The sequence below is a fragment of the Streptomyces sp. NPDC002853 genome, from assembly GCF_053591915.1.
On sequence record NZ_JBSFUS010000001.1, the window covers coordinates 92,116 to 118,752 of the forward strand.

Here is a 26,637-nt window from a genome sequence, read left to right on the forward strand (position 1 = left end):
AAATCCGTACGTTCACACGCCTCGGTAACGCCTGGACGTGGCGAATCAGACGTCTCACAGCCCGGCCCGCCGTCCCACCTCCCGCCGACAAGTGCGAAGATGGGTTCTCGGCAGGACAGGGCCCCCACCACAGGGCCGAAACAAGAGCGGCCGATACCAGCCGACCGACCGGTCGTCCCCCGAGAAAAGGGGTCCGGCGTACGGCGCACATGCATGGAGGACGTGACGTGGCGAACGACGCCAGCACCGTTTTCGACCTAGTGATCCTCGGCGGCGGTAGCGGCGGTTACGCCGCGGCACTGCGCGCGTCGCAGCTGGGCCTGGACGTCGCCCTGATCGAGAAGGGCAAGGTCGGCGGCACCTGCCTGCACAACGGCTGCATCCCGACGAAGGCACTGCTGCACGCCGGCGAGATCGCCGACCAGGCACGCGAAGCCGACCAGTTCGGCGTGAAGGCCACCTTCGAGGGCATCGACATGGCGGCCGTCCACAAGTACAAGGACGACGTGATCTCGGGCCTCTACAAGGGCCTCCAGGGACTCATCGCCTCGCGCAAGGTGACGTACATCGAGGGCGAGGGCAAGCTCTCCTCCCCCACCTCCGTGGACGTGAACGGACAGCGCGTCCAGGGCCGCCACGTGCTGCTCGCGACCGGCTCCGTGCCGAAGTCGCTGCCGGGCCTGGAGATCGACGGCAACCGCATCATCTCCTCGGACCACGCGCTGACCCTGGACCGCGTGCCGAAGTCCGCGATCATCCTGGGCGGCGGCGTCATCGGCGTCGAGTTCGCCTCGGCGTGGAAGTCCTTCGGTTCCGAGGTGACCGTCGTCGAGGGCCTCAAGCACCTCGTGCCGGTCGAGGACGAGAACTCCTCGAAGCTTCTTGAGCGCGCGTTCCGCAAGCGCGGCATCAAGTTCAACCTCGGCACCTTCTTCGAGAAGGCCGAGTACACGCAGGACGGCGTCCGCGTGACCCTCGCCGACGGCAAGACCTTCGACGCCGAGGTGCTGCTCGTCGCCATCGGCCGCGGCCCGGTCTCCCAGGGCCTCGGGTACGAGGAGCAGGGCGTCGCGATGGACCGCGGGTACGTCCTGGTCGACGAGTACATGCAGACCAACGTTCCGACCATCTCGGCCGTGGGCGACCTGGTGCCGACCCTCCAGCTCGCGCACGTCGGCTTCGCCGAGGGCATCCTGGTGGCGGAGCGCCTGGCCGGTCTCAAGACCGTCCCGATCGACTACGACGGCGTGCCGAAGGTGACGTACTGCCACCCCGAGGTCGCATCCGTGGGCATCACCGAGGCCAAGGCCAAGGAGATCTACGGCGCGGACAAGGTCGTCGCCCTCAAGTACAGCCTGGCGGGCAACGGCAAGAGCAAGATCCTCAAGACCGCGGGCGAGATCAAGCTCGTCCAGGTCAAGGACGGTGCCGTGGTCGGCGTCCACATGGTCGGCGACCGCATGGGCGAGCAGGTCGGCGAAGCCCAGCTGATCTACAACTGGGAAGCGCTGCCGGCCGAGGTCGCCCAGCTCATCCACGCCCACCCGACGCAGAACGAGGCGATGGGCGAGGCTCACCTGGCCCTCGCGGGCAAGCCTCTCCACTCCCACGACTGACCTCAGTTTCGGGCGCGACGACCACAGACTTTCCGCAATTCGTAAGGAGCAACTGAAACCATGGCGGTTTCCGTATCCCTTCCGGCGCTCGGCGAGAGCGTCACCGAGGGCACTGTCACCCGTTGGCTGAAGGCCGAGGGCGAGCGCGTCGAGGCCGACGAGCCGTTGCTCGAGGTCTCGACCGACAAGGTCGACACCGAGATCCCCTCCCCTGCCGCGGGCATCCTGGCCTCCATCAAGGTCGCCGAGGACGAGACCGTCGAGGTCGGCGCCGAGCTGGCCGTCATCGACGACGGCTCCGGTGACGCGGGCGGCTCGGCCGCCCCGGCGCAGGAGGCCCCGGCCGCACCTGCCCAGGAGGAGGCCCCCCAGCAGCAAGAGGCCCCGGCCCAGGCCGAGGCGCCCGCCGCTCCCGCTCCGTCCGGCGGTTCCGCCGAGGGCACCGACGTCACGCTGCCCGCCCTGGGCGAGTCGGTCACCGAAGGCACCGTCACCCGTTGGCTGAAGGAGGTCGGCGAGGAGGTCGCGGAGGACGAGCCCCTGCTCGAGGTCTCCACGGACAAGGTCGACACCGAGATCCCCTCCCCGGCCGCGGGCGTGCTGCTCGAGATCGTCGTGGGCGAGGACGAGACCGCTGAGGTCGGCGCCAAGCTCGCCGTCATCGGCGCTCCCGGTGCCGCTCCGGCTCCGGCCAAGGAGGAGGCCCCGGCCGCCCCCGCGCAGCAGGAGGCCCCCAAGCAGGAGGCCCCGAAGCAGGAGGCCGCCCCGGCTCCCGCTCAGCCCGCCGCCCCCGCGCAGCCCGCGGCCCCGGCGCAGCCCGCGGCCCAGGCCCCGGCTCCGGCCCAGCCGGCAGCTCCCGCGCAGCCCGCGCCCGCAGCCCCGTCCGCGCCCGCCGCTCCGGCCTCCCCGGCCGACGAGGGCGCGTACGTCACGCCGCTGGTCCGCAAGCTCGCGGGCGAGCACGGCGTGAGCCTGTCGGACGTCAAGGGCACCGGCGTCGGTGGCCGCATCCGCAAGCAGGACGTCATCGCGGCCGCCGAGGCCGCGAAGGCCACTCCGGCTCCCGCCGCTGCCGCCCCGGCCGCCGCTGCGAAGGCTCCGGCCATCGAGGCGTCCCCGCTGCGCGGTCAGACGGTCAAGATGACCCGCATGCGCAAGGTCATCGGCGACAACATGATGAAGGCGCTGCACTCGCAGGCCCAGCTGACCTCGGTCGTCGAGGTCGACATCACGAAGCTGATGAAGCTGCGCGCCAAGGCGAAGGACGCGTTCGCGGCCCGCGAGGGCGTCAAGCTCTCCCCGATGCCGTTCTTCGTCAAGGCCGCCGCCCAGGCGCTGAAGGCCCACCCGGTCGTCAACGCCCGGATCAACGACGACGAGGGCACCATCACGTACTTCGACTCGGAGAACATCGGCATCGCCGTTGACGCCGAGAAGGGTCTGATGACGCCGGTCATCAAGGGTGCGGGCGACCTGAACATCGCCGGCATCTCGAAGAAGACCGCCGAGCTCGCGGGCAAGGCCCGTGGCGGTGGCCTCACCCCGGACGACATGTCCGGCGCCACCTTCACGGTCTCCAACACCGGTTCGCGCGGTGCCCTGTTCGACACGGTCATCGTGCCGCCGAACCAGGCCGCGATCCTCGGCATCGGTGCCACGGTGAAGCGTCCGGTCGTCATCAACCACCCGGACCTCGGCGAGACCATCGCCGTGCGGGACATGACGTACCTCTCGCTCTCCTACGACCACCGTCTGGTGGACGGCGCGGACGCCGCCCGTTACCTGACCACGGTCAAGGCGATCCTTGAGGCCGGCGAGTTCGAGGTCGAGCTCGGCCTGTAGTCACACGGACCGTGGTTCTTCGGAGCCAGGGCTGTAAGACTCGTCTCATCAGGGCGTACGCCCCCGTTCGGAGGTTTCCGGGCGGGGGCGTCGCCGTATTGTCTAGGGGTCACCACGCCCTGGGGCGCTGCCCCCGCCGGAGGAGCCCACATGACCGCGCCCGTCGTTCACTCGCTGCGCGAACAGATCCGCGAGCACATCGTGGAGGGGATCGTCAGCGGGCGCTGGCAGCCGGGCGAGCGGATCGTGGAGCGGCGGATCGCCGTCGAGCTCGAGGTCTCGCAGACTCCCGTGCGCGAAGCCCTGCGCGAGCTGGAGACGCTGCGGCTCATCGAGTCGGCGCCCAACAAGGGCGTCCGCGTGAGGAACTTGACCGCGGCGGACCTGGAGGAGAGCTACCCCGTCCGCGCGGGCCTGGAGGCCATCGCCGCCGAACTCGCGGCGGAGAGCCTGGGCGCCGACTGCTCGGCCCTCGAACCCCATGTCGCCGCCCTGTACGAGGCGGACCGGGCCTCCGACGGAACCGCCCAGGTGCGGCACACGGTCGGTTTCCACCGGGAGTTGGTGCGGGCGGCGAACAACTCCGTTCTGCTGCACACCTGGGAGGGCCTCGGCATCGAGGTCTTCACCGCGCTCTCGATCCGGTGGCTCGGGACGGTTCAGCAGTCGTACGCGGAGGAGCACGAGGCCCTCGTGACGGCCTTCCAGCAGCGCGATCCCGCGATCGCGGAGCTGGTGAAGGCCCACGTACTGGGCTGCGCGCCGCGCCCCTGACCGCGTCCACGGCGGCCGCGCTCATCCGTGGCCGACCCGCTCATACGTGCTCTCACCTGCGGCGATCCTTCAATTCGAAGGCACCGCGTGCCCGCATTAATGGCACCGGATGCCTACTTTCTGAGTATGCGGGAGTTTTCACCTTCAACCCTTTGATCGATCATCGATCACGGAGTTACAGTCTTCGACGGGCTCTCACCCGAGCCTTACGCCCTGTCCTGCCAAAGACCTAGGGCACCCCCACCCCTTACCGAACAGGGGACCCCCTCCGACTCAGGAAGGCGGCGACATGACCGACCCCTCCGCAATCCAGCCGAGCGAGCTCGACCAGCTCCCGGACCGCGACCCCGAGGAGACCGCCGAATGGCAGGCCTCCCTGGACGCCGTTACCCAGGCGGCCGGGCCGCACCGTGCTGCATACCTGATGCGTCGCACGCTGGAGCGCGCCGAGGGCGCGGGCCTGGCGCTGCCCAAGCTCCTTGAGACCGACTACGTCAACACCATCCCCACCTCCGCCGAGCCGGCGATCGAGGGCGACGAGGCGATGGAGCAGCGCATAGCCGCGTGGAACCGCTGGAACGCGGCCGCGATGGTGACCCGGGGCAGCAAGCACGGCGTCGGCGGCCACATCGCCACCTTCGCCTCGGCGGCCTGGCTGTACGAGACCGGCTTCAACCACTTCTTCCAGGGCAAGGAGGGGGACGGCTCCGGCGACCAGCTCTACATCCAGGGCCACGCGTCCCCCGGCATCTACGCCCGCGCCTTCCTCGACGGCCGTCTGAACGAGGCGCAGCTCGACAACTTCCGCCAGGAGGCGGGTGGCAACGGCCTGCCGTCGTACCCGCACCCGCGCCGTCTGCCCTGGCTGTGGGAGTTCCCGACCGTGTCGATGGGTCTGGGTCCGCTCTCCGCGATCTACCAGGCGCGCTTCAACCGGTACCTCTCCAACCGCGGCATCAAGGACGTCTCCGCCTCGCACGTGTGGGCGTTCCTCGGTGACGGCGAGATGGACGAGCCCGAGTCGACGGCTGCCCTCGCCCTGGCCGCGCGTGAGGGTCTGGACAACCTCACGTACGTCATCAACTGCAACCTGCAGCGCCTCGACGGCCCGGTCCGCGCCAACTTCCGCGTGGTGCAGGAGCTGGAGGCCCAGTTCCGCGGTGCCGGCTGGAACGTCATCAAGGTCCTGTGGGGCAACGCCTGGGACGAGCTGTTCCAGCTCGACACCAACGGCGCCCTGGTCCGCCGCCTGCGCGAGGTGCCGGACGCCCAGTTCCAGACGTACGCGACGCGTGACGCCGCCTACATCCGCGAGCACTTCTTCGGTGCCGAGCCCGCCCTCGTCGAGCTGGGCAAGCTGCTCAGCGACGACAAGATCAGCGAGTGCTTCCACCTCTCGCGCGGCGGCCACGAGGCCCGCAAGGTCTACGCGGCCTACCGTGCGGCACTCACCCACAAGGGCGCGCCGACCGTGATCCTCGCGCAGACGGTCAAGGGCTTCACCCTCGGCAAGGGCTTCGAGTCCAAGAACGCCAACCACCAGATGAAGAAGCTCACGGTGGACGAGTTCAAGGACATGCGTGACCTCCTTGAGCTGCCGATCTCGGACAGCCAGTTCGTCGACGGCGTGGTGCCTTACGGCCACCCGGGCGCCGATTCCCCCGAGGTCCGCTACCTCCAGGAGCGGCGTGCCGCCCTCGGCGGTCCGGCCCCGGCCCGCCGCACGCAGCCGCTCGCGCCGCTGCCCGCCCCGGCCGACAAGTCGTTCGCCGCGTTCGACAAGGGCTCGGGCTCGCAGTCGATGGCGACGACCATGGCCTTCGTACGCCTGGTCAAGGACCTGATCCGCGACAAGGAGACCGGCAAGCGCTGGGTGCCGATCGTCCCCGACGAGGCACGCACGTTCGGCATGGAGTCGCTCTTCCCGTCGCTCGGCATCTACTCGCCCAAGGGCCAGACGTACGAGCCGGTCGACCGCGACCAGCTCATGTACTACCGCGAGGCGAAGGACGGCCAGATCCTCAACGAGGGGATCACCGAGGCCGGATCGATGGCGGACTTCATCGCCGCGTCGTCGTCGTACGCGACGCACGGCGAAGCCATGATCCCGTTCTACATCTTCTACTCGATGTTCGGCTGGCAGCGCACGGCCGACCAGATGTGGCAGCTCGGCGACCAGCTCGGCCGCGGCTTCCTCGTCGGCGCCACCGCAGGGCGTACGACGCTGACGGGTGAGGGTCTGCAGCACGCGGACGGCCACTCGCCGGTGATCGCCGCGACGAACCCCGCCGCCATGTCGTACGACCCGGCGTTCGCCTACGAGGTCGCGGCGATCGTCAAGGACGGTCTGCGCCGGATGTACGGCGAGGCCGCCCCCGGTGAGGACCAGAACGTCTTCTACTACCTCACCGTCTACAACGAGCCGATGCCGCAGCCCGCGAAGCCCGCGGGTGTGGACGAGGGCATCGTGAAGGGCCTGTACCGCTTCAACACCGCCGAGACGGCGGGGCACTCCCCCGCGGCCAACGCCTCGCGCATCCAGCTGATCGGTTCGGGCACGGCCATCCACTGGACCCTCGCGGCCCAGAAGATGCTCGCCGAGGAGTGGGGCGTGGCCGCCGACGTGTGGTCCGCGACCTCGTGGACCGAGCTGCGTCGCGACGCCCTTGAGGCGGACGAGGCGATCCTGCGCGGCGAGGAGCGGATTCCTTACGTGCGTACGGCGCTCGAGGGTGCGCAGGGTCCCGTGCTCGCGGTCTCCGACTACATGCGACAGGTCCCCGACCAGATCGCGCAGTGGGTCGAGCAGGACTACTCGTCCCTCGGCGCGGACGGCTTCGGCATCTCGGACACGCGTGACGCGGCGCGTCGCCACTTCGGCATCGACGCGGAGTCCATCGTGGTGGCTGCTCTCGCGCAGCTGGCGCGGCGGGGCGAAGTTCCCGCTGCCGCGGTGAAGGAAGCTCGGGCCAAGTACGGTCTGTAGCCTTCGGCTTGATGCGGGTACGGGTCTCTGTCTCTTCGGCGGGGGCCCGTTCCTGTGTGCGGGGCCCGTTCCTGTGTGCGGGGCCCGTTCCTGTGTGCGGGTGCGCTTCAGAGCCGCCGCTTCGCGGCGGATGCTCTCCCACCCACCCGTCTCGGCTACTTGTAGCGGTGGGCCATTTGTGTCGCTGCTACGGCGAATCGCTCCCGGAGAGCTTGCGGAGCCAGTACCTCCGCCTCCGGGCCCAAGGCCATGAGCTGGGTGTACGCGACCGTCTCGTTCTCGACCGCGAGTGTCACCGTCACCCAGCCCTGGTCATCCAGGTCTCTCGCTCCCTCCAGTGCCTCGCGGGTGGACGCGGAATCGGTGGCGTACGGCAGCTGTCGTACGCCTGCCTCGGAGAGCCGGACCACGACCTCGGACCGCAGGATCGCCCGCGCGAACTGCGCGGCTCGTTCCGCCCAGAAACCCGGCAGGTCGAATTCCTCGTCGCGTACGAAACGGTCGTCGCCCGCGGCGATCGCGGTGAACCGGTCGATGCGGTACACGCGGAACGAATCCGTGTCGGGCACCCGTGCGCACAGATACCAGACCCCGGCCTTGAGCACGAGGCCGTAGGGCTCCAACTCCCGTTCCACCTCGGTGTCCTGGCGCCGGTAGCGGGCGGTGACGCGGCGGTCGTCCCACACCGCGTCGGCCAGCGGGGGCAGCAGTTCGGGGGCCGGTGTCTCCTGGAACCAGCCCGGCGCGTCCAGGTGGAACCGCTGCGACGCGTTCTGCGAGGCGTCCCGCAGGGAGGGCATCAGCGCCGCCGACACCTTGAGGCGGGCCGCCGATGCCGCGTCCTCCAGGCCCATCTCGCGCAGAGCGCCCGGCACTCCGGAGAGGAAGAGGGCCTCCGCCTCGCTGCGTCCGAGGCCGGTGAGCCGGGTGCGGTAGCCGCCGATGAGCCGGTAGCCGCCGGCCCGCCCCCGGTCCGCGTAGACCGGGACGCCCGCCTCCGAGAGGGCCTGGGCGTCCCGCGTGATGGTCCGCTCGGACACTTCGAGCTCACCCGCGAGCTCGGCGGCGGTCATGGAGGGGCGGGCCTGGAGCAGAAGCACCATCTTGATGAGGCGAGCAGCGCGCATGGCCCCATGATGCCGCCAGCCGGGAGCCGGGAGCCGTATAGGCGAACCGTCCGACTAGCGGTAGCCCGCGACGTCCGCGGGCTTGCCCTTCTGTTCGACCTCCGCGATGTAGCGCCAGGCGTCGGGCGCCGAACCGTCGATGTCCGTGAAGCCGTACTCCTTGGCGAGCCCGCCGCTGGAGAGCGACTCGCCGTTCCAGCGGGCCACTTCGGGGTCGGCGGCGAGCGCGACCAGGGCCCGGCCGACGAAGGTCGGGGTCTCGGAGATCGCGAAGTGCGGGTTCTGCTTGCGGCCGTCGAGCCAGTTCTCCTCGGTGACCTTGAAGTGCGTGTCGAGCATTGCCTCGGAGCGCAGCCAGCCGGGGGTCAGGCAGAGCGCCGTGCAGCCGTACTCCTCGAGCTCCTCGGCCAGGCCCTTCGCCATCCGCAGCGGGGCGGCTTTGGCGAGGTCGTAGTAGAAGGGCTTGCGGTAGTTGGGGCCGTTGTACTCCTTGGTCCCGTCGGTGACCTCGACGACCAGTCCGCCGGGGTTCTTGATGAGCAGCGGCAGCGCGTACCTGCTGGTGACGATGTGGGTCTCGATGCCGAGGCGCATCAGGCGCAGCCCCTTGTCGAGGTCGTGCTCCCACATCTTCTTGTCCCACTCGACGTGGAGGTCGCCGCCCCAGATGTCGTTGACCAGGATGTCCAGGCGGCCCTGCTCGCGGTCGATCCGGTCGACGAGGGCCTCGACCTGCTCGGGCTCCAGGTGATCGGTGGGCACGGCGATGCCGGTGCCCGGTCCGCCCGCCTCCCGGCCCGCGGCGGTGATCAGCTCCGCGGTCCCCTCGATGGTCTCCTTGGTGCGCCCGACCTCGCTGGTGTGCGCCCGGGTCGTACGGCCCGTCGCGTACACGGTGGCTCCGGCTCGGCCGAGCTCCACGGCCATGGCCCGGCCCGCGCCGCGGGTGGCACCGGCGACGAGGGCGACCTTTCCGGCCAGGGGGTGCGCGGGTGCGTGCGTGGTGTCCGTCTCTTCGTTCTCCATGATGTCGAGGCTGCCACCCAATGCCGACACCTGCTGTCGGGTTTTCCATGGGCATGTGCACGCATAACGAGACAGTCGCATCCGCCGCACTCCGCGTGCGTACCCACCCCTCAGGACCGATGCTTGTCCCGTGATGGACGAGACGGAGTTCTGGGAGATCGTGGACCGCACCCGCGTGGCCGCCGAGGGCGACCCCGAGGACCACGCCGACCTGCTCACCGAGAAACTCCTGGAACTCGAGCCGGACATGGTGCTCGACTTCGCCCGTCACTTCGAGGCGCGCTACAACCGTGCCTACCGCTGGGATCTGTGGGGCGCTTCCTGGGTCCTCCTCGGTGGCGCCAGCGACGACGCCTTCGACTACTTCCGCTGCTGGTTGATCGGTCAGGGGCGCGAGGTGTTCGAGGGAGCCCTGCACGACCCGGACTCGCTCGCGGATCTCCTCGACGACTTCGACGAGGACATCGACGGCGACGGCGAAGAGCTCGGTTACGCGGCGGACGAGGCCTACGAGCAGCTCACCGGCGTGGTCACCCCCGATCTCGGCATCGCTCCCGCCCCGACGGAGCCGCAGGGAACACCGCTCGACTTCGAGGACGAAGCGGCGATGGCCCAGCGCTACCCGAGGCTGTGGGAACGTTTCGCCGAGATCGACTGAGCGGGAACCACCGCCTCCTACCGGCCCTGCAGCCTGGCACCGGCACGCCCCTACCGGCCCTGCAGCCGTGCGGCCTTCTCCCTGATCGCGGGGAGCGCGGCCGTCAGCGCCGCACCCGGGCAGGAGGTGGTGTAGCCGTCGCGGTGCCCGGACACCGCGCTGAACGCCTCGACCGCCCCCGCCGGATACCTGCTGAGGCTGTTCGTGGAGACCAGCCGCACCGTGGCGCGCGGGTCCACGTCCGAGAGGCCGAGCTTCCACGCGATCAGCCCCGCCATGGCGTCGGTCATGGCCTTGGGAACAGGCGTGCCCTCCGTGAACGTCCCGATCGCCGCGATCCCCACCGACCCCTTGTTGTAGCCCTGCGTGTGCGCTCCCACGACGGCCCTCTCGATGCCGCCCGCACGCCCTTCATAGACGGTCCCGCACCGGTCGACGAGGAAGTTGTAGCCGATGTCGTCCCACTGTCTCCCCTCGGTCTGGCCGGTGTGCAGATAGCGGATGGTGCGCGCGGCGTCGGCGCAGTCGTAGCTGTTCGGGGTGTCCGTGTGGTGTATGAACACCGCCTGGACCCGGCCGGCGTACCGGGCGGGCGGCGTCTCGCCCGACGCGTCGCCCACCCACTCGGCTCGCGGCACCACGCGTGGCCGCGCCGCGGAATGGCCCGCTTCCCGCCGTACCGGAGCCGCTGCCGCCGGCATCAGGGAGTGCCGCCCGGTCACGCCGGCCCGCTCGCCGAGCCCGGCGAAAGCCACCGCACCGTCACCCGCCCGCACCGACGCCCCCGGCACCCCCGGCCCCACGAACCACGCGCACAACAGCAGAAGCACCACGGCCGCGGCTCCGGGCACGCAGCCCAGCACCACACGCGCCACCTTCGGCACGCGTGCCGCGGACGACCCACGGAAGACACGCATGCTCCGACTGTCCGGCCCACCCCCTCCACCCGCGATCCGCGCTCGGCCGATCGGGTGAACCGCAGGGGTAGCTGAGGGGGACCCGGGGAGGGCTCGCAGGGAGCTCAGAAGTGGGTGCCGCCGTCCACCCGGACCTCGGTGCCGGTGATGAACCTGCCGTCCCGCGAGCCGAGCAGCGCGACCACCGATGCCACCGACTCCGGCCCCGCGAAGCCCTGACCGATCGCAGGCGCCAGCTTCACGAACAGGCTCATGTCGGCGTCCTCGGGCAGACCGGGGCCCACGCTCTGCCTGCTGGCTCCGCTGCCGTCGGTCATGCCGCTGGATATGGAGCCCGGCTGGACGGAGTTGAAGCGGATTCCCTGCTTGCCGTACTCACTGGCCAGCGCGTGCGTCATGGACTGGATGCCGCCCTTGCTGGCCGCGTATGCCGCCATGTACGGGTGGGCGAAGACCGCCGAGGTGGAGCTGAAGTTGATGACGGCGGCGTCCTCGCCCGCGAGCAGCGCCGGGATCGCCTCGCGGATCACCAGGAACGTGCCCACCAGGTTGATCCGGATGACGTGTTCGAACGACTCCAGGCTGGTCTCGTGCGTGTGCGAGGAGCGGAGCACGCCCGCCGCGTTCACCAGCACGTCCAGGCCGCCGAGCGCGGTGACCGCGGCGGCGACGCCTTCGCGCACCGAGGTCTCGTCCGAGATGTCGACCACGAGGGTGGTGAGGCGGTCGGCCGCCGCACCCGCTTTCTCGGCGGTGTCCTTGAGACCCGCCTCGCTGACGTCGGCGGCCACGACCCTGCCGCCCTCCTCCAGGATCCGCAGGACGGAGGCCTGCCCGATCCCCGAGCCACCGCCGGTGATGAGTGCACGACGGCCTGCGTACCGGTTCATGAGATGCCTCCGATCAACTCCGGGCTCCCGGGTCCCTCCATGGATCCGGCCTTCCCGATCTGATTTCAATGTACGCCTTTCTGGCACGTTTTGCCATGCAGGCAATTCATGTATCAGGGTGAGGATCGCGCGTAGGCTGCGGGGGTGAGCACCCACCCGTCGCAGTCATCGCCGCCCCCGCCCCCGGCCCAGCCGTCGCTGACCGAGCGCCGCAAGGCGGCCACGCAGCTCGACATCGCCCGCGCCGCGGCCGAGCTCTTCGCCGAGCGCGGCCCGGACGGCACCACGGCCGAGGAGATCGCGGGCCGGGCGGGAGTGGCGCTGCGCACCTTCTACCGGTACTTCCGCAACAAACAGGACGCGGTCGGTCCGCTCCTCGCGGGCGGCGCCGCCGAGTGGCGGGCCCACCTGGCGGCCCTCGACCCGGCCGCCGGGGTGCCGACAGCCCTGGAGCGCTCGATCGCGGACGCGCTGACCGCGGCGGACGACCACGCGGCCGAGGCCCTTGAGTGGACCCGCGGCCTGCTGCGCGCCGCGCAGGACGACCCGGCCCTGCGCGCCGTCTGGTACCGCGTCAACCAGGAGTCCGAGGAGCAGCTCGTGCCCGTACTGGCCCGGCTGGCCGGGAACGACGCCGACGAGCTGGACGTACGCCTGGCCGCCGCGGCCGCCACCGACGCCATCCGTCTGGCCCTGGAGACCTGGGCCGCGGGGGACGCACCGGCCGACGGGCCCGGCTCCCCCGCCGTCCTCGCGGTGCGCTGCCTGCGCGAACTGACGGGCGGGCTGCGGCTCCTGGCCGCCCGGCAGGGCGAGGCCTGAGACCCGACACCCGTTGCGGCGCCCAATCGGCGGCCGATCCGGCAGACGGCGCCCCCGCTACGGCTCCGGGACCACCCGCGGGCTCGGCCGCCCGTCCGGCCCCAGGTCCAGCGAGAACGCCAGCAGGGCCACGTCGTCCCCGACCCCACCGGAGAACCGCACCAGGTCCTTCCAGACCGCGGACGTCATCGCCGCCGGGTCGTCCCGCAGGTCGGCGCAGAGCCCCGGAAGGCGTTCGGTCAGCGGATAGAAGGCGCCTGACCCGTCGCGTGCCTCGGTCACCCCGTCGGTCACCACGAGCAACCGGTCGCCGGGCCGCAGCCGCACGGTCACCTCCTCGGGCGGGGCGACTCCCGCGATCCCCAGGCCCAGCGGAGCGCCCGGCGCCACGGCGAGCTCCTCGACGGCCCCGCCCCGCAGCAGCAGCGGGGGCGGGTGGCCGCAGGAGACGACCCGCAGCTCGGCCGCATCGCCCCGGAATTCCAGGAGCACGGCGGTGGCGAAGAGTTCCGCGTGCTCGGCCTCCTCGGAGTCGACCACCAGCCGCCGGTCGAGCCGGCCGGCGACCCCCTCCAGGTCGGGCTGGTCGAGCACCGCCTCCCGGAAGGCACCGAGCAGCGCGGCGACCGTTCCGACGGCCGCGAGGCCGTGCCCCTGCACATCGCCCACCAGCGCCCGTACGCCGCTGGGCCCCTTGCGCACGTCGAAGAGATCACCGCCGACCAGCGTCCCGCCCTGGGCCGCGCGGTAGAGGCCCGCGCAGCGCACCGGGCCCACCCGCTCCGGCAGCGGCGGCAGGACGGCGAACTGGGCGGCTTCGGCGACGGTGCGGACGGTGACGAGCTGGGTGTCGCGGCGGCTGCGCACCCAGGCGAACATGATGCTGAGCAGCGCCACGAAGGCGACCGTCAGCACATCGCTGTCCCCGGGGCGGCCGAGCCCGAAGCCCGGCAGGTAGAGCAGCAACACCACGGTGCCGCCGAAGAGGGCCGTGACCAAGGCGCCGTACGACAGCGCGGCCAGCGGGGGCACGGCGGCGAGCAGGAAGCTGAGGTCGACCGTCTCCGGGGTGGAGAGCTGGATGACGCAGGTCACGACCAGGAGTACGGGCGGAGGCCAGCGCACCCAGGTGGGCGGCGGCGCGCCGCGCAGCCAGCCGGGCTCGTCCCGGTCCCGCCGACTGGCAGCAGCGACCCTGAACATCGGTTCGCTCCTTCCGGTCGGCCATTCCACGCTCCTACGCGCGCGTGCCCGCCGCACGCCGGGCCGGTCCGTCGGGTGGCAGCTCCCGTGCCGGGGTCACGGCAGCCACGGGAGTCTCAGAGCGCGCGCCCCATCAGCACGTCGTCCACGTACGCTCCGTCGAGGAAGAACTCGCCCGGCAGCACCCCCTCGATCACGAAGCCCTCGGAGGTGTAGAGCGTCCGGGCCGGGATGTTGTGGCCGAGCACCCGCAGCGTGATGCGCCGCGCGCCCTGGCGCCGGGCTTCCTCCACCGCGGCCCTGACCAGCCGGCGGCCCACTCCCTTGCCGCGCGCCTCGTCCGCGACGGCGAAGCCCAGGATCTGGCGCACGTGGGCGTTGGCCAGGACGGAGGTGGGGTATCCGAGCCGTATGTAGCCGACGACCACGCCGTTCAGCTCGGCGACCAAGTGATCGTGCGGCCCGAAGCGGTCACTGAAGAACGGCGGGTACGGAAGCTGCGGAGCAGGCTGTACCGCGTGCAGCGTGGACCAGGTGACGCGGTCGATGCGGCCGAGGGCTTCTTCGTCGTCCGGCAGAGCGGTACGTATGAGCGTGTCCTGCATGGGCGTCACTGTACGACGGCCGCCTGACGCCTCTCGGGGGGTTTCCGGGGCAGGATGACTTCATGGCACCCACCGAGCCCGAGCAGTCAGCCCCTTCGTCGGCGCGGTCCCGTATCGCCGTGGCCGGTGCGTCCGGCCTCATCGGAACGGCGCTGACCCGCGCCCTCGCCCACGACGGCCACGAGGTGGTGCGACTGGTGCGCCGGGCACCTCGTACGAAGCATGAGGTGCGGTGGGACCCCAAGAAGGGGTACGTCGACACCGCGGGGCTCGCGGGATGCGACGCGCTGGTCAACCTGGCGGGAGCCGGGATCGGTGACCGCCGCTGGACGGACGCCTACAAGCGGGAGCTGCGCGACAGCAGGGTGCTCGGCACCGCGGCGCTCGCCGAGGCGGCGGCCTCCCTCGACGAGCCGCCCCGGGTGTTCCTGTGCGCGAGTGCGATCGGCTACTACGGAGACACCGGTCAGCGTGCGGTGGACGAGAGTGCCCCCTCCGGAGAGGGCTTCCTGCCGTCGCTGTGCGTGGAGTGGGAGGGCGCGGCCGCCGCGGCGCACGCGGCGGGCATCCGCACGGTCTTCGCACGCAACGGCCTGGTGGTGGCGCGCGAGGGCGGGGCCTGGCAGCGGATGTTCCCGCTCTTCAAGGCGGGGCTCGGCGGGCGACTCGGCGACGGCCGGCAGTACTGGAGCTACATCTCGCTGCACGACGCGGTGGCCGCGTTGCGGCACCTGCTCGACACGGAGTCGCTTGCGGGCCCGGTCAACCTGACCGCGCCCGACCCGCTGACCAACCGCGAGGTGACGGCCGCGATGGGCCGGGTGCTGCACCGGCCCACCCTTTTCGCGGCGCCCGCGCCCGCGCTGCGCGTCGTGCTCGGCGAGATGGCCGGTGACGTGCTCGGCAGCCAGCGGGTGCTGCCGACCCGGCTCCTGGAGTCGGGCTTCTCGTTCGCGTTCCCGGGCATCGAGGAGACGATCCGCGCGGCGTTGCGGTAGAGGGCGTGCGGCAACCGCCTCTCAGGACCTTCGTTCCGCGACCGCCGCGCGACACGCTGTGCGACCCGCCGCGCGACCCGCCGTGCGACCGGCGTGCGACCGTGCCCGGTCGATGCGCGACTGCCCCCGACCGTTCGTGCTCCTACCCTCGTGCGGAACTCCGTGATTCCGAAGCCCTGTTGAGGGCATGACGTCCCCAGCAGCCGCGCAACCTCCGGGAGGGGCACGTGCTAGAGCCTGGGCACCATGCGGATGTCGTCATCGTGGGAGCTGGGGTCGCGGGACTGTCGGCCGCCCACCAGCTGACCAGTGCTGGTGTAACGACCGTCGTCCTGGAAGCCGCCCCTTACGTCGGCGGGCGCATGTCGACGGAGAAGGTCGACGGGTTCCGCCTCGACAGGATCGGGCAGTTGCTCACCACGTCCTACCCCGAGTTGCGTCACACGCCAGGGCTCGACGCCCTCGTGCTCCGGCCCTTCGTGCCCGGTGTCCTGGTGCACAGCGACGGTCGGCACCACCGCGCCGTCGAGCCCACGAGCCCCCGGCGCGCAAGGGGCGCACTTACCGCCGCACGCGCCCTCGCTAGCGCCCCCAGGGGTCCGCGCACCGCACGGACCACGCCCCGCGCCGCCCCCCTCGGTGGCGCGCTCGACCAAGCCCGGCTCGGCGCCGCACTCGCCAGGCTCGCGGCGACGGACCCGAAGCGTCTCCTCGCCCGCCCCGAACTCCCCGCCGCACAGGCCCTCTTCGCCCGGGGCCTGCCCGCGCGCACCGTCACCGGCTTCCTGCGCCCGCTGCTCTCCGCACTCCTCTGCGACCCGGACCTGACGACATCGAGCCGCTGCGCCGACCTCGCCCTGCACTCCTTCGCACGTGGCCGCCTGTGCCTGCCCGAAGGCGGCGCCGAGGTGCTGCCCGAGCTCCTGGCGGCCACGCTGCCGCCGGGCACGGTCCGCACCGGCGTACGCGTCACGGGCGTCTCCACGACCTCCGTCACCACCGCTGAACACGGTGAGGTGCGCTGTCGCGCCGTCCTGTTGGCCACCGACGCCCGGGCAGCCGCCGCTCTGCTGCCCGGCCTGCGCGTGCCGTCCTTCCACCAGGTGACGGTGCTGCACCACGCGGCGCCCGAGGCACCGCTCGCCGAGCCCGCGCTGCTGCTCGACGCCGACCGTTCGGGCCCGGTCGCGCACACGGCCGTCGTCAGCCACGTCGACCCCTCGCGCGCGCCCGCGGGCAGGTCGCTCGTCTCGTCGACCGTCCTCGGCCCGCCGCCGGACGAGCGCGCCGTCCTCGCCCATCTCGCCGAGCTGTACGGCACGTCGACCGCCCGCTGGGAATCCCTCGCCGTCCATCACACCCGCGAGGCGGTGCCCGCGATGCCGCCGCCGCACGATCTGCGCCGCCCGGTACGACTGCTCTCGGGGCTCTACGTGTGCGGCGACCACCGGGACACCAGCACGGTGCAGGGCGCCCTGTACTCGGGCCGCCGCGCGGCGCGGGCCGCACTCATGGACCTCGGCGTGCGCCCGGCTCCCGGCACGGGACAGCTACCGATGGCGGCTTGACCGTAGCCATCCGACCTATACGCCACCTCTGGAAGCCCTCGCGGCCCCACGCGGGGGCTTCCCCCTTTCCCGTACAGCCCTCCAAGTACGTACTCGCGAACCGCACCCGCCCCTGCAACTTCCCTTGCCACACCGGTATCCCACGGCTACGGTCCCACCGGATCGCCAAGCCGCGGGAGGACTCACGTGCGTCGCACCATCCCGGTGATATCACTCATCCTCGGCCTATTCATGGGAGGTCTATCGTTGCCGACCGCCACAGCAACCACCTCGTCCGCCACAGGGCCCTCAGGAACCGACACACCCTCCGTGGTCCCCCGCCCCACCGACTGGACCGCGCTCGACGGCCGTACGAAGCTCACCGAACGCAGCCGCATCCTGATCGACCCGCGCGCCGCATCCACCACCGCGCTCCCCTCGGGCCGCAGCGAACTCCCGGGCCCCGCACACCAGTCCGTACGCAAGCTCGCCCACCAGCTCCGCACGGAGATCAGGCAGGTCACCGGGATCACCCCCCGGATCGCCCACACGGGCCGACCGGCCGCCGGCGACATCACGCTCGGCCTCACCGCCAAGGGGAACCTCGGAGCCGAGGGCTACGGCTTCGACAGCGCGGGCCCCATCCGCATCGAGGCCGCGTCCACCCACGGCCTCTACTACGGCACCCGCACCCTCCTCCAACTCCTGCGCTCCACGGCCGACGACCACCGCGCCGTCCCCCGCGCCCGCTCCACCGACCGCCCCGCGCAGGCCGTCCGCATGGTCCACCTCGACGCGGGCCGCAAGTACTGGAAGATCTCCTACCTGGAGAACCTGATCCGCAGGATGGGCGACCAGAAGCTCAACACCCTCTTCCTGCATCTCTCCGAGTCCGAGGGATTCCGCCTCCACAGCCCGAAGTTCCCGGGCCTCGCCGACCCCGACCACAGCTACAGCCGCGCCGACATCGAGCACCTGAAGACCTTCGCGGCCCGCCATCACGTCCAGTTGATGCCCGGCCTCGAACTCCCCGGCCACGCCACCGTGATCAGCGAGGCCTTCGGCATCGGCTTCGGGGCCGGCGCGGGCGCGTGCACCGGCGCGCACACGCACTCACACCTCACGCCCGACTGGATCATCGACATGACCAGCGAGAAGGCGATCGCGAAGTCCAAGGAGATCGTCGACGAGTTCGCGGGCTGGTTCGACGCGCCGCTGTTCTCGATCGGTGCCGAGGAGGTCCCCGGGCAGCTCGCCCAGTGCCCGCGCGTGAAGAATCACCTGGCCCAGAGCCCGGAGGTGGACACGCTCGGCGACCTCCTGAACCGCTACATCAACACCCTTGACGACGTCGTCACTTCGCACGGCAAGCGCACGGCCGTATACAACGGCTCCGAGCACCTCGACGCGCCCCGGCAGAAGGTGCACGCCCCCGTCGTCTTCCTCACCTGGGAGGGCACGGACGCCGAGCCCGCGATCCCCGGCCACGACGAGATCGCCATCGGCCCGTTCTACGACACCCCGAACAACTACCACCACCTGTATCCGGACGAGCCCTGGATGTACGACAGCTGGGCGCCGAACACCGACCCCGACATGCTCGGCTCCGGCGTCACCAACTGGGCCGACTACAACTTCTGGGCCGACGACGGCTACTTCGAGCAGAGCATGGCGGGCGCCCGCGCGATCCTCGCCGACCGCACCTGGAACAAGTCCGCGACGCCTGACACACTCGCCGACTTCCGGGCCCGCGCCGCCCGCATCGGCGATCCCCCGGGCACGACGCCTGCCCCGGTGCCGCCGAGGGTTCAGGGCCGGCCGAGCCACCACTGGACGTTCGACGACGCCACTTACCCCAGCGGCTGGACGTACGCGGGCAGCCCCGGCAACACGATCCTCGCCCAGGACGTGGCGGGCTCCCTCCCCGGCACCTCGTACATCATCAACAACCCCACCCCCGTGCGGGGCGTGCGCGGCCAGGCCTGGCGGTTCGACTCCGACCGCGACGGCGTGGGCTTCGGCGGTCTCGACGTCGCCGAGCCATGGACCGTGTCGGTGCAGGTCCGCCCGACGGCCCGGACCGGGGACCAGGTGCTGCTCAGCTCGAAGGCGGGGGCATTGAAGCTGATGCAGCACGGCACCGGAAAGGTCGGCTTCACGCGGTACGGCACGGCCGACTTCAGCTTCGACCACACGCTGCCGCTCGACCGCTGGACGCGGCTGACGTGGGTGACGACTCGGGGACACACCACTCTGTACGCCGACGGCCGACGGGTCGGGTCCGTCGCTGCGTCGATCCCGCTGCCGCTGCGCTCCATCGGCACGGAGAAGGCGGGCCTGCGGGGCGATCTCGACGAACTCACCACGTGGGACGAGGCGTTGTCCCCCGAAGAGGTCGCGCGCCTGCGCTGAGCCCCGGCCCCGCACACGCGTGAGTCGCGCACATGTGTAAGGGGCGGGCCTGCGCAGGCCCGCCCCTTACAGCACCACCCCGGATGTCAGCCCAGCGCCGACACCCGGTCGCGGTACCCGCGCACCGCCGCGGCGTCGCGGTACGGCTCGAGCCGCCGCTCGAAGTCGCGTACGTACTCGACGGCCCGCACCGACCGCATCTCGCCCGCCGCCTGCGCCGCTTCCGCGCCCAACTGGCAGGCCTGCTCCAGCTCACCGAGGGCCAGGCGCGAGGAAGCGAGCACGACCCGGCAGAACAGGCGGCTGCGGGCGTACCCAGGGGCGCGCAGCTGGAGCGAGCGCTCCGCGTGCTGGGCGGCCACGCGGTACTGCTGGAGGTCCCGGTGGCAGTGCCCGAACTCGTCCGCCAGCTGGGCCTCGTCGAAGAACCGCGCCCAGTGGGGGACCTCGTCTCCCGGCCGCGACGTCTCCAGGGCGCGCTCGGCCCGCACCATCGACGCCGTGCACGCCCGCACCTCGCCGAGCACCCCGTGCCCACGCGCCTCGACCGAGTGCAGCAGGGCCTGCACGACGGGCGGCGCCGATGACCCGACGCCCTGCTGGGCCACCCGCGCCAACTGCACGGCCTCTCTGCCGTGCCCGAGGTAGACGGCCTGGCGGCTCATGGTGACCAGGACGTACGAGCCGTACGCACGGTCGCCCGCCGCCTGCGACAGGCGCAGCGCCTGGACGTAGTAGCGCTGGGCGAGGCCGTGCGCCGCGATGTCGTACGAGGTCCAGCCCGCGAGGCGGGTGAGGTCGGCGGCGGCCGCGAAGAGCCGCCGCCCGGCCTGTTCGCCGTACGTGCCGCGCAGCATCGGCTCGGCCTCGTGCTCCAGATAGCGCACGAGCGCCTGCCGGGCGTGCCCGCCGCCGTACGCGTGGTCGAGCGCCCGGAAGAGCTCGCCCACGGAGCGCAGGGCGGAGATGTCGCCGCTGGTCACCCTGGCTCCGGCGCCCCGCTCGGGTTCCTTGCGCTGGCGCGGTATGGCGGGCCGGCCCTGCGTGGGGACGCGGGCGGCGCTCGGCGCGTAGTCGCCGCGGCTCACCCGGTCGTCGGCGCGGCCGATCAGCCAGTCCCTGCTGGGGACGACAAGGCCTGCCGGGGTGAACGCGATCTTCCGCAGTTCGGCATGGCTTCCGGAGTCCTTGCGCCAGAGTCCGCCGACGATGTTGATCGCCTCTTCGGGGCTCGCCGCGAACTCAAGACCGGCGTACACCGGCGCACAGGCGTCGAGACCGAGATCCTGCGCGGAGAGGCGGCGCCCTAACCGCCGGGTGAACACCTCGGCGATCAGGGCGGGGGTGGTGCCGCGCGGCTGCTGCCCGCGCAGCCAGCGGGTCACCGAGGTCTTGTCGTACCGCAGGTCGAGACCGTGCTCGAGGCCCAGCTGATCGACGCGGCGCGCGAGGCCCGCATTGGAGAAACCGGCTTCTGAGATGAGCGCGGCTAGCTGGCGGTTTGGCGTGCGCTGCGGAGGTCGTTCCGTCATCAGCTGTGCGGTCTCCTGCCTTTCGGGCGTTGCCTTGAGCAGCCCTTATGGCTCTGTGAACGGCGTGAATGTAGCGGCCCCCACCGCCCTCATCGCGGCCTTCGACCCGCATTCATCCGATCGTGTGAGGATTGACCGGACGACTGACGAGAATCCGCTGCCCGTACAGTGGCTGGGGGCGCGATATGTGCACGGTGCAGGTTCTAGGGAGGCACTTGCCGTGAGTGAGTTTCGGTTCGTCCGGTTGGGCTTCGGCCCGGATTCGGTCGAGTACCAAGATGCCTGGGACGAGCAGCGCCGCGTGCACGCCGCCCGCTTCGCCGACGAACTGCCCGACACGTGTCTGCTGCTCGAGCACCTGCCGGTCTACACCGCGGGCCGCCGCACCGAGGACAGCGAGCGTCCGCTGGACGGCACCCCCGTCATCGACGTGGACCGCGGCGGCAAGATCACCTGGCACGGCCCCGGACAGCTCGTGGGCTACCCGATCCAGAAGCTGCCGCGCCCGGTGGACGTCGTAGCACATGTGCGCCGTTTGGAAGAGGCGCTTATCCGTACGTGTGCGGAATTCGGCCTGGAGACGTCCCGCGTCGAGGGCCGCAGTGGCGTATGGGTCCTGGGTGACCCCGTGGACGAGCGTCCGGCGCTGGGCGGCCTGACCCTCGACCTCGACCCCCGGACGCAGGACGACGAGTTCGACGCCCGGTTCAACGGCCCGGAGTACGCCCCTTCCAACGCGGGCCAGCGCCGCGAGGACCGCAAGATCGCGGCCATCGGCATCCGCGTCGCCAAGGGCGTGACGATGCACGGCTTCGCGCTGAACGTGAACCCGGACAACACCTGGTTCGACAAGATCATCCCGTGCGGCATCCGCGACGCGGGCGTGACGTCACTCTCGTACGAGCTGGGCCGCGAGGTCACGATCGCCGAGATCCTGCCCGTCGCCGAGAAGCACCTGCGGGACGTCCTGGAGAACGCGGAGCTCAAGCCGCGGGCCGTGGAGAAGACCGCCGGACAGACCGCCGGGCAGACGGTTGAGAGCCCGGAAACCGAGAAGGCGACCGCCTAGAAAGCCGGTACGGCCGGGCCCACGCGGGCCCTCGGGGAATGCACCCCGCCGGCCGGAGGTTGGCCGGACGTCAGCCCAATGACATCACGGGCGTACCCTGGTGTGCGCCGAAGAATCGAAGCTACAGGGAGCCGATGTGTCCGCAGTCGCACCGGACGGACGCAAGATGCTGCGCCTCGAGGTCCGGAACGCCCAGACCCCGATCGAGCGCAAGCCCGAGTGGATCAAGACCCGGGCGAAAATGGGCCCCGAGTACACGAAGATGCAGAACCTCGTGAAGAGCGAGGGCCTGCACACGGTCTGCCAGGAAGCGGGCTGTCCCAACATCTACGAGTGCTGGGAAGACCGCGAGGCCACCTTCCTCATCGGCGGCGACCAGTGCACCCGGCGCTGCGACTTCTGCCAGATCGACACGGGCAAGCCGCAGGCCCTCGACCGCGACGAGCCCCGCCGCGTCGGTGAGTCCGTCGTCACGATGGACCTGAACTACGCCACGATCACCGGCGTCGCCCGCGACGACTTGGACGACGGCGGCGCCTGGCTGTACGCGGAGACCGTGCGCCAGATCCACGCGATGACGGCCGAGCGCGCCGAGGGCAAGACCAAGGTCGAGCTCCTCATCCCCGACTTCAACGCCGACCCCGACCAGCTGGCCGAGGTCTTCTCCTCGCGCCCCGAGGTCCTCGGGCACAACGTCGAGACGGTGCCGCGCATCTTCAAGCGGATCCGCCCCGGCTTCCGCTTCGAGCGGTCCCTTGAGGTCATCACCCGCGCCCGCGAGGCCGGTCTGGTCACCAAGTCGAACCTCATCCTCGGCATGGGCGAGGAGCGCGAGGAGATCAGCGAGGCGCTGCACGCGCTGCACGAGGCGGGCTGCGAGCTCATCACGATCACGCAGTACCTGCGCCCGACGCCGCGCCACCACCCCGTGGAGCGCTGGGCCAAGCCGCAGGAGTTCGTGGAGCTGAAGGAGGAGGCCGAGGAGATCGGCTTCTCCGGCGTCATGTCCGGGCCGCTGGTCCGCTCCTCGTACCGTGCGGGGCGTCTCTACCAGATGGCGATCGAGAAGCGCGGGGCGTACGTGGCCTCGCAGGCGGTGTGATCCCTCCGGGGCGGTTGCTCGGGCGGCGACCGACTGTGTGAATCGCCGCACAAGCGACTACTGACGAGTAGTGGCCGAGATGACGCGGCCGCTGCGGTCCCCGCAGGTGAGGGGGACCGCAGCGGCCGCGTCAGTGTTTTGCGGTCCGGCGTCAAGGCTTCATCCGTGTTTGACCGGTCGGTCACGCCCTGGTAACACCAATCAGTGACCCTGGAATTACCCCACGTACAGCCCTACCCACAGCCCCAGGAGGGCCCCACCATGCAGGCCGCGCCCGTACGCGCCACCGCGATCCCGTCCGTCACCGACGCACTGCGTGCCGTCGAGTCGATTCTCATGAGCAGCGGTCAGCGCACCGCTCGCCGCAACGCCTGGACGTCCGTGCTCGACGACCGGCGCCGCGCCAAGGACCGGGCCGAGGCGCTGCGTGTGCTCGAAGAGGCGATGACAACCCGCACGTCGTAGTCACCTCCAGGGACACGTAGACTTCACGGCATGGCGAGGAAGGCAACCGCGGCGGACGCCGCGAACCCCGGGCGACTCAAGCAGATCGCTCAGACCTACAAGATGACCCGCAGGGCCGATCCGCGGATCGGTCTCATCATCGCGGCTGTGGGAATCGTCACCTTTGGTGTCTTCCTCGGAATCGGCTTCTTGATCGGTCACCCGATCTATCTCGGCATTCTCGGCTTCGTGCTCGCCTTCCTCGCGATGGCGATCGTCTTCGGGCGCAGGGCCGAGCGTGCCGCCTTCGGGCAGATGGAGGGCCAGCCCGGTGCGGCGGCCGCGGTGCTCGACAAGATCGGCCGTGGCTGGACGACGACTCCGGCGGTGGCGATGAACCGCAGCCAGGACGTCGTGCACCGCACGGTCGGCAAGGCGGGCATCGTGCTCGTCGCCGAGGGCAACCCGAACCGGGTGAAGAGCCTGCTGGCCGCCGAGAAGCGGCGGATGGCGCGCGTCGTCTCGGACGTCCCGGTCCATGACGTCATCGTCGGCACCGGCGAGGGCCAGGTCCCGCTGAAGAAGCTGCGTACGACGCTTCTGAAGCTGCCCCGCGTCCTCCAGGGCCCGCAGGTCACGGCGACGAACGACCGACTGCGCGCGATGGGCGACCTCATGAGCAACATGCCGTTGCCGAAGGGGCCGATGCCGAAGGGCATGCGGATGCCTCGCGGTGGACCGAAGATGCGGTAATTCCCGCCTCTACCGTCTGTCTCTACGTACGGCGAAGGCCCCGGAACCGATCGGTTCCGGGGCCTTCGCCGTGTCGTTCGCGGCTGTCAGATGCGCACCTGGACGGCGCGGCCGAGGCGGTCGTGGAGGCCGCGGCCGTCGCGGTCCCAGATCAGGGCCGGGACGGCGACGCAGAGCAGCACACTGCGGATGAGGACGCGGACGAAGCCGAGCCGGCCGCCGCCCTCGGCGATGACGCGCAGCCTGAAGAGGGCCTTGCCGGGGGTGCAGCCGACCGTGCCGACCGTCAGGACGGTCATGACGAAGAAGATGCCGAGGGCCCAGTTGCCCATCGCCTGCTGGTCACCGCGAGCGAACAGGCCGTATGCGATGAGCATGCACAGGGCCCAGTCGACGACGATGGCGCCCATCCGCCGTCCGGGACGCGCGATCGATCCCGGCCCCTCCTCCGGCAGGCCGAGCTGCTCGCCCCGATACCCGAAGTCGACACCCGCGTCCTCTGCCGCCGCACGAGGGCCGGAGAGCCACGATCCGATTGCTTGCCTGTTGTCCACCCGTCCACGGTACTGCGCCCGATTTCGTACGAGGACGGGCGGGGTAGGGCGAATGCCACCCGGCGTGAACCCGCCTCGGTTAACTTCCGCGAAACAAATGGGTCATGCTTGAGAAATCCCCCGTCCCTATGGTCGGGTCCCAGCGTGTGCCACCGCACTGGCCGCACAACGAGCTGCAACCCCGTCCCCGCCTGGGGGTCGGGAGTAGGAGGAGTTGGATGTTCCAGAACGCCGACGACGCAAAGAAGTTCATCGCGGACGAGGACGTGAAGTTCGTAGATGTCCGGTTCTGCGACCTGCCCGGAGTGATGCAGCACTTCACGATCCCGGCAGCGGCGTTCGACCCGAACGAGGAGCTGGCCTTCGACGGATCGTCGATCCGCGGCTTCCAGGCCATCCACGAGTCGGACATGGCGCTGCGCGCGGACCTGTCGACCGCCCGGGTCGACCCCTTCCGCCGCGACAAGACCATCAACATCAACTTCTTCATCCACGACCCGATCACGGGCGAGCAGTACAGCCGTGACCCGCGCAACATCGCCAAGAAGGCCGAGGCCTACCTCGCGTCCACCGGCATCGCGGACACCGCGTACTTCGGCCCCGAGGCCGAGTTCTACGTCTTCGACAACGTCCGCTTCCAGACGTCGGCGAACGAGAGCTTCTACCACATCGACTCCGAGGCCGGCGCCTGGAACACCGGTGCGGTCGAGAACAACCGCGGCTACAAGGTCCGCTACAAGGGCGGCTACTTCCCGGCCCCGCCGGTGGACCACTTCGCCGACCTGCGTGCCGAGATCTCCCTGGAGCTGGACAAGAACGGCCTCCAGGTCGAGCGCCAGCACCACGAGGTCGGCACGGCCGGCCAGGCGGAGATCAACTACAAGTTCAACACGCTGCTCGCCGCGGCCGACGACCTGATGCTCTTCAAGTACATCGTGAAGAACGTCGCCTGGCGCAACCAGAAGACCGCGACCTTCATGCCGAAGCCGATCTTCGGTGACAACGGCTCGGGCATGCACGTCCACCAGTCGCTGTGGGCCAACGGCGACCCGCTCTTCTACGACGAGCAGGGTTACGCGGGCCTGTCGGACACCGCCCGCTACTACATCGGCGGCATCCTCAAGCACGCCCCCTCGCTGCTCGCCTTCACGAACCCGACGGTGAACTCGTACCACCGCCTGGTCCCGGGCTTCGAGGCGCCGGTCAACATGGTGTACTCGCAGCGCAACCGCTCGGCCGCCATGCGTATCCCGATCACGGGCTCGAACCCGAAGGCCAAGCGCGTCGAGTTCCGCGCGCCGGACCCGTCCTCGAACCCGTACCTGGCGTTCTCGGCGCTCCTGATGGCCGGCCTCGACGGCGTCAAGAACAAGATCGAGCCGCCGGAGCCGATCGACAAGGACCTCTACGAGCTGGCTCCCGAGGAGCACGCGGGCGTCGCCCAGGTCCCGACCTCCCTCCCCGCGGTCCTCGACGCCCTGGAGGCGGACAACGAGTACCTGCAGGCGGGCGGCGTCTTCACGTCCGACCTGATCGAGACGTGGATCGACTACAAGCGGACGAACGAGATCGCCCCGATCCAGCTGCGCCCGCACCCGCACGAGTTCGAGCTGTACTTCGACATCTAGAGAAGCCGCGGGTGCACGCCACCCGTAGTTCTCTGCCGTAGCGTCGGCACCAGTGAGGCCGCCACTCCCCATCGGGGTGGCGGCCTCGCTCGTTCTCGTGTCGCGGCGCCGCCCACCGCCTGCGCCGCGGGC

The 26,637-nt window shown here is 70.7% G+C and carries 22 protein-coding genes; 14 read left to right on the plus strand and 8 right to left on the minus strand.

What is annotated here, in order from left to right; translation table 11 throughout:
- Positions 1-227 precede the first annotated feature (227 nt).
- The 4 genes from lpdA (at position 228) to aceE (ending at position 7,218) form a co-directional block, all read left to right on the plus strand.
- On the plus strand, positions 228-1,616 hold the full coding sequence (gene lpdA / locus ACWD02_RS00450) for a dihydrolipoyl dehydrogenase (RefSeq protein ID WP_451202864.1): 1,389 nt from the start codon (positions 228-230) through the stop codon (positions 1,614-1,616).
- A 60-nt stretch (positions 1,617-1,676) separates the two neighbouring features.
- The gene (gene sucB, locus ACWD02_RS00455) at positions 1,677-3,458 is read left to right on the plus strand and encodes a 2-oxoglutarate dehydrogenase, E2 component, dihydrolipoamide succinyltransferase (protein ID WP_451202866.1); all 1,782 of its coding nucleotides are present in this window, start codon (positions 1,677-1,679) and stop codon (positions 3,456-3,458) included.
- 150 nt (positions 3,459-3,608) lie between these two features.
- Positions 3,609-4,232 carry a GntR family transcriptional regulator gene (locus ACWD02_RS00460; protein ID WP_451202869.1) on the plus strand — a complete coding sequence of 208 codons (624 nt, stop codon included), beginning with the start codon at positions 3,609-3,611 and terminating at the stop codon, positions 4,230-4,232.
- Between the two features lie 289 nt (positions 4,233-4,521).
- A complete protein-coding gene (aceE, locus tag ACWD02_RS00465; RefSeq protein ID WP_451202872.1) occupies positions 4,522-7,218 on the plus strand; it encodes a pyruvate dehydrogenase (acetyl-transferring), homodimeric type in 2,697 nt (898 codons plus the stop codon).
- A 155-nt stretch (positions 7,219-7,373) separates the two neighbouring features.
- Here the strand turns inward: aceE and ACWD02_RS00470 are convergent, their stop codons facing one another.
- Entirely contained in the window at positions 7,374-8,345 is a 972-nt protein-coding gene (locus ACWD02_RS00470; protein WP_451202874.1) for a helix-turn-helix transcriptional regulator, read from the minus strand.
- Positions 8,346-8,399: 54 nt separating this feature from the next.
- On the minus strand, positions 8,400-9,371 hold the full coding sequence (locus ACWD02_RS00475; protein WP_451202877.1) for an SDR family oxidoreductase: 972 nt from the start codon (positions 9,369-9,371) through the stop codon (positions 8,400-8,402).
- Positions 9,372-9,504: 133 nt separating this feature from the next.
- On the opposite strand from ACWD02_RS00475, the gene ACWD02_RS00480 reads away from it, so the two are divergent.
- Complete coding sequence (locus tag ACWD02_RS00480; RefSeq protein WP_451204305.1) at positions 9,505-10,029, plus strand: DUF4240 domain-containing protein; 525 nt, start codon at positions 9,505-9,507, stop codon at positions 10,027-10,029.
- 50 nt (positions 10,030-10,079) lie between these two features.
- On the opposite strand, the gene ACWD02_RS00485 is transcribed toward ACWD02_RS00480, so the two are convergent.
- Together ACWD02_RS00485 and ACWD02_RS00490 are read right to left on the minus strand one after the other, a co-directional pair.
- A complete protein-coding gene (locus tag ACWD02_RS00485) occupies positions 10,080-10,946 on the minus strand; it encodes a peptidoglycan recognition protein family protein (protein WP_451202879.1) in 867 nt (288 codons plus the stop codon).
- A gap of 104 nt (positions 10,947-11,050) precedes the next feature.
- Positions 11,051-11,836, minus strand: a complete 786-nt coding sequence (locus ACWD02_RS00490) for an SDR family NAD(P)-dependent oxidoreductase (protein ID WP_451202882.1) — start codon at positions 11,834-11,836, stop codon at positions 11,051-11,053.
- A gap of 144 nt (positions 11,837-11,980) precedes the next feature.
- Here ACWD02_RS00490 and ACWD02_RS00495 point away from each other — a divergent pair, with 144 nt between their 5' ends.
- Positions 11,981-12,658 carry a TetR family transcriptional regulator gene (locus ACWD02_RS00495; protein ID WP_451202884.1) on the plus strand — a complete coding sequence of 226 codons (678 nt, stop codon included), beginning with the start codon at positions 11,981-11,983 and terminating at the stop codon, positions 12,656-12,658.
- 57 nt (positions 12,659-12,715) lie between these two features.
- Here the strand turns inward: ACWD02_RS00495 and ACWD02_RS00500 are convergent, their stop codons facing one another.
- Positions 12,716-13,861 (minus strand): PP2C family protein-serine/threonine phosphatase, encoded by a 1,146-nt coding sequence (locus ACWD02_RS00500; RefSeq protein WP_451202887.1) that lies wholly within the window; start codon positions 13,859-13,861, stop codon positions 12,716-12,718.
- Between the two features lie 116 nt (positions 13,862-13,977).
- Positions 13,978-14,466, minus strand: coding sequence for an N-acetyltransferase family protein (locus ACWD02_RS00505; RefSeq protein WP_451202890.1), 489 nt, complete (start codon positions 14,464-14,466; stop codon positions 13,978-13,980).
- A 62-nt stretch (positions 14,467-14,528) separates the two neighbouring features.
- Between ACWD02_RS00505 and ACWD02_RS00510 the strand changes: the two genes are divergently transcribed.
- The 3 genes from ACWD02_RS00510 to ACWD02_RS00520 all read left to right on the plus strand — a co-directional run bounded on the left by ACWD02_RS00510 (position 14,529) and on the right by ACWD02_RS00520 (position 19,423).
- Positions 14,529-15,464 carry a TIGR01777 family oxidoreductase gene (locus tag ACWD02_RS00510; RefSeq protein ID WP_451202892.1) on the plus strand — a complete coding sequence of 312 codons (936 nt, stop codon included), beginning with the start codon at positions 14,529-14,531 and terminating at the stop codon, positions 15,462-15,464.
- A gap of 227 nt (positions 15,465-15,691) precedes the next feature.
- On the plus strand, positions 15,692-17,032 hold the full coding sequence (locus ACWD02_RS00515; RefSeq protein ID WP_451202893.1) for an NAD(P)/FAD-dependent oxidoreductase: 1,341 nt from the start codon (positions 15,692-15,694) through the stop codon (positions 17,030-17,032).
- Between the two features lie 309 nt (positions 17,033-17,341).
- Positions 17,342-19,423: a family 20 glycosylhydrolase gene (locus ACWD02_RS00520; protein ID WP_451202895.1), complete on the plus strand. Its 2,082-nt coding sequence runs from the start codon at positions 17,342-17,344 to the stop codon at positions 19,421-19,423.
- 86 nt (positions 19,424-19,509) lie between these two features.
- Here the strand turns inward: ACWD02_RS00520 and ACWD02_RS00525 are convergent, their stop codons facing one another.
- The gene (locus ACWD02_RS00525; protein ID WP_451202897.1) at positions 19,510-20,955 is read right to left on the minus strand and encodes a regulator; all 1,446 of its coding nucleotides are present in this window, start codon (positions 20,953-20,955) and stop codon (positions 19,510-19,512) included.
- 220 nt (positions 20,956-21,175) lie between these two features.
- Between ACWD02_RS00525 and lipB the strand changes: the two genes are divergently transcribed.
- The 4 genes from lipB (at position 21,176) to ACWD02_RS00545 (ending at position 24,323) form a co-directional block, all read left to right on the plus strand.
- Positions 21,176-22,024, plus strand: a complete 849-nt coding sequence (gene lipB, locus ACWD02_RS00530) for a lipoyl(octanoyl) transferase LipB (protein WP_451202898.1) — start codon at positions 21,176-21,178, stop codon at positions 22,022-22,024.
- 136 nt (positions 22,025-22,160) lie between these two features.
- Positions 22,161-23,126, plus strand: coding sequence for a lipoyl synthase (locus ACWD02_RS00535; RefSeq protein WP_451202900.1), 966 nt, complete (start codon positions 22,161-22,163; stop codon positions 23,124-23,126).
- A 261-nt stretch (positions 23,127-23,387) separates the two neighbouring features.
- Positions 23,388-23,591: an SCO2195 family GlnR-regulated protein gene (locus ACWD02_RS00540; RefSeq protein ID WP_363208335.1), complete on the plus strand. Its 204-nt coding sequence runs from the start codon at positions 23,388-23,390 to the stop codon at positions 23,589-23,591.
- 30 nt (positions 23,592-23,621) lie between these two features.
- Positions 23,622-24,323 (plus strand): DUF4191 domain-containing protein, encoded by a 702-nt coding sequence (locus ACWD02_RS00545; protein ID WP_451202902.1) that lies wholly within the window; start codon positions 23,622-23,624, stop codon positions 24,321-24,323.
- An 86-nt stretch (positions 24,324-24,409) separates the two neighbouring features.
- Here the strand turns inward: ACWD02_RS00545 and ACWD02_RS00550 are convergent, their stop codons facing one another.
- On the minus strand, positions 24,410-24,877 hold the full coding sequence (locus ACWD02_RS00550) for an RDD family protein (protein WP_365822917.1): 468 nt from the start codon (positions 24,875-24,877) through the stop codon (positions 24,410-24,412).
- A gap of 218 nt (positions 24,878-25,095) precedes the next feature.
- Between ACWD02_RS00550 and glnA the strand changes: the two genes are divergently transcribed.
- Positions 25,096-26,505: a type I glutamate--ammonia ligase gene (gene glnA / locus ACWD02_RS00555; protein WP_451202905.1), complete on the plus strand. Its 1,410-nt coding sequence runs from the start codon at positions 25,096-25,098 to the stop codon at positions 26,503-26,505.
- Positions 26,506-26,637: the final 132 nt, after the last annotated feature.

Coding starts and splice junctions, on each gene's coding strand:
- sucB (WP_451202866.1), top strand. CDS start 1,677: ATGGCGGTTTCCGTATCCCTTCCGGCGCTCGGCGAGAGCGTCACCGAG.
- ACWD02_RS00460 (WP_451202869.1), top strand. CDS start 3,609: ATGACCGCGCCCGTCGTTCACTCGCTGCGCGAACAGATCCGCGAGCAC.
- aceE (WP_451202872.1), top strand. CDS start 4,522: ATGACCGACCCCTCCGCAATCCAGCCGAGCGAGCTCGACCAGCTCCCG.
- ACWD02_RS00470 (WP_451202874.1), bottom strand. CDS start 8,345: ATGCGCGCTGCTCGCCTCATCAAGATGGTGCTTCTGCTCCAGGCCCGC.
- ACWD02_RS00475 (WP_451202877.1), bottom strand. CDS start 9,371: ATGGAGAACGAAGAGACGGACACCACGCACGCACCCGCGCACCCCCTG.
- ACWD02_RS00480 (WP_451204305.1), top strand. CDS start 9,505: ATGGACGAGACGGAGTTCTGGGAGATCGTGGACCGCACCCGCGTGGCC.
- ACWD02_RS00485 (WP_451202879.1), bottom strand. CDS start 10,946: ATGCGTGTCTTCCGTGGGTCGTCCGCGGCACGCGTGCCGAAGGTGGCG.
- ACWD02_RS00490 (WP_451202882.1), bottom strand. CDS start 11,836: ATGAACCGGTACGCAGGCCGTCGTGCACTCATCACCGGCGGTGGCTCG.
- ACWD02_RS00500 (WP_451202887.1), bottom strand. CDS start 13,861: ATGTTCAGGGTCGCTGCTGCCAGTCGGCGGGACCGGGACGAGCCCGGC.
- ACWD02_RS00505 (WP_451202890.1), bottom strand. CDS start 14,466: ATGCAGGACACGCTCATACGTACCGCTCTGCCGGACGACGAAGAAGCC.
- ACWD02_RS00510 (WP_451202892.1), top strand. CDS start 14,529: ATGGCACCCACCGAGCCCGAGCAGTCAGCCCCTTCGTCGGCGCGGTCC.
- ACWD02_RS00525 (WP_451202897.1), bottom strand. CDS start 20,955: ATGACGGAACGACCTCCGCAGCGCACGCCAAACCGCCAGCTAGCCGCG.
- ACWD02_RS00540 (WP_363208335.1), top strand. CDS start 23,388: ATGCAGGCCGCGCCCGTACGCGCCACCGCGATCCCGTCCGTCACCGAC.
- ACWD02_RS00545 (WP_451202902.1), top strand. CDS start 23,622: ATGGCGAGGAAGGCAACCGCGGCGGACGCCGCGAACCCCGGGCGACTC.
- glnA (WP_451202905.1), top strand. CDS start 25,096: ATGTTCCAGAACGCCGACGACGCAAAGAAGTTCATCGCGGACGAGGAC.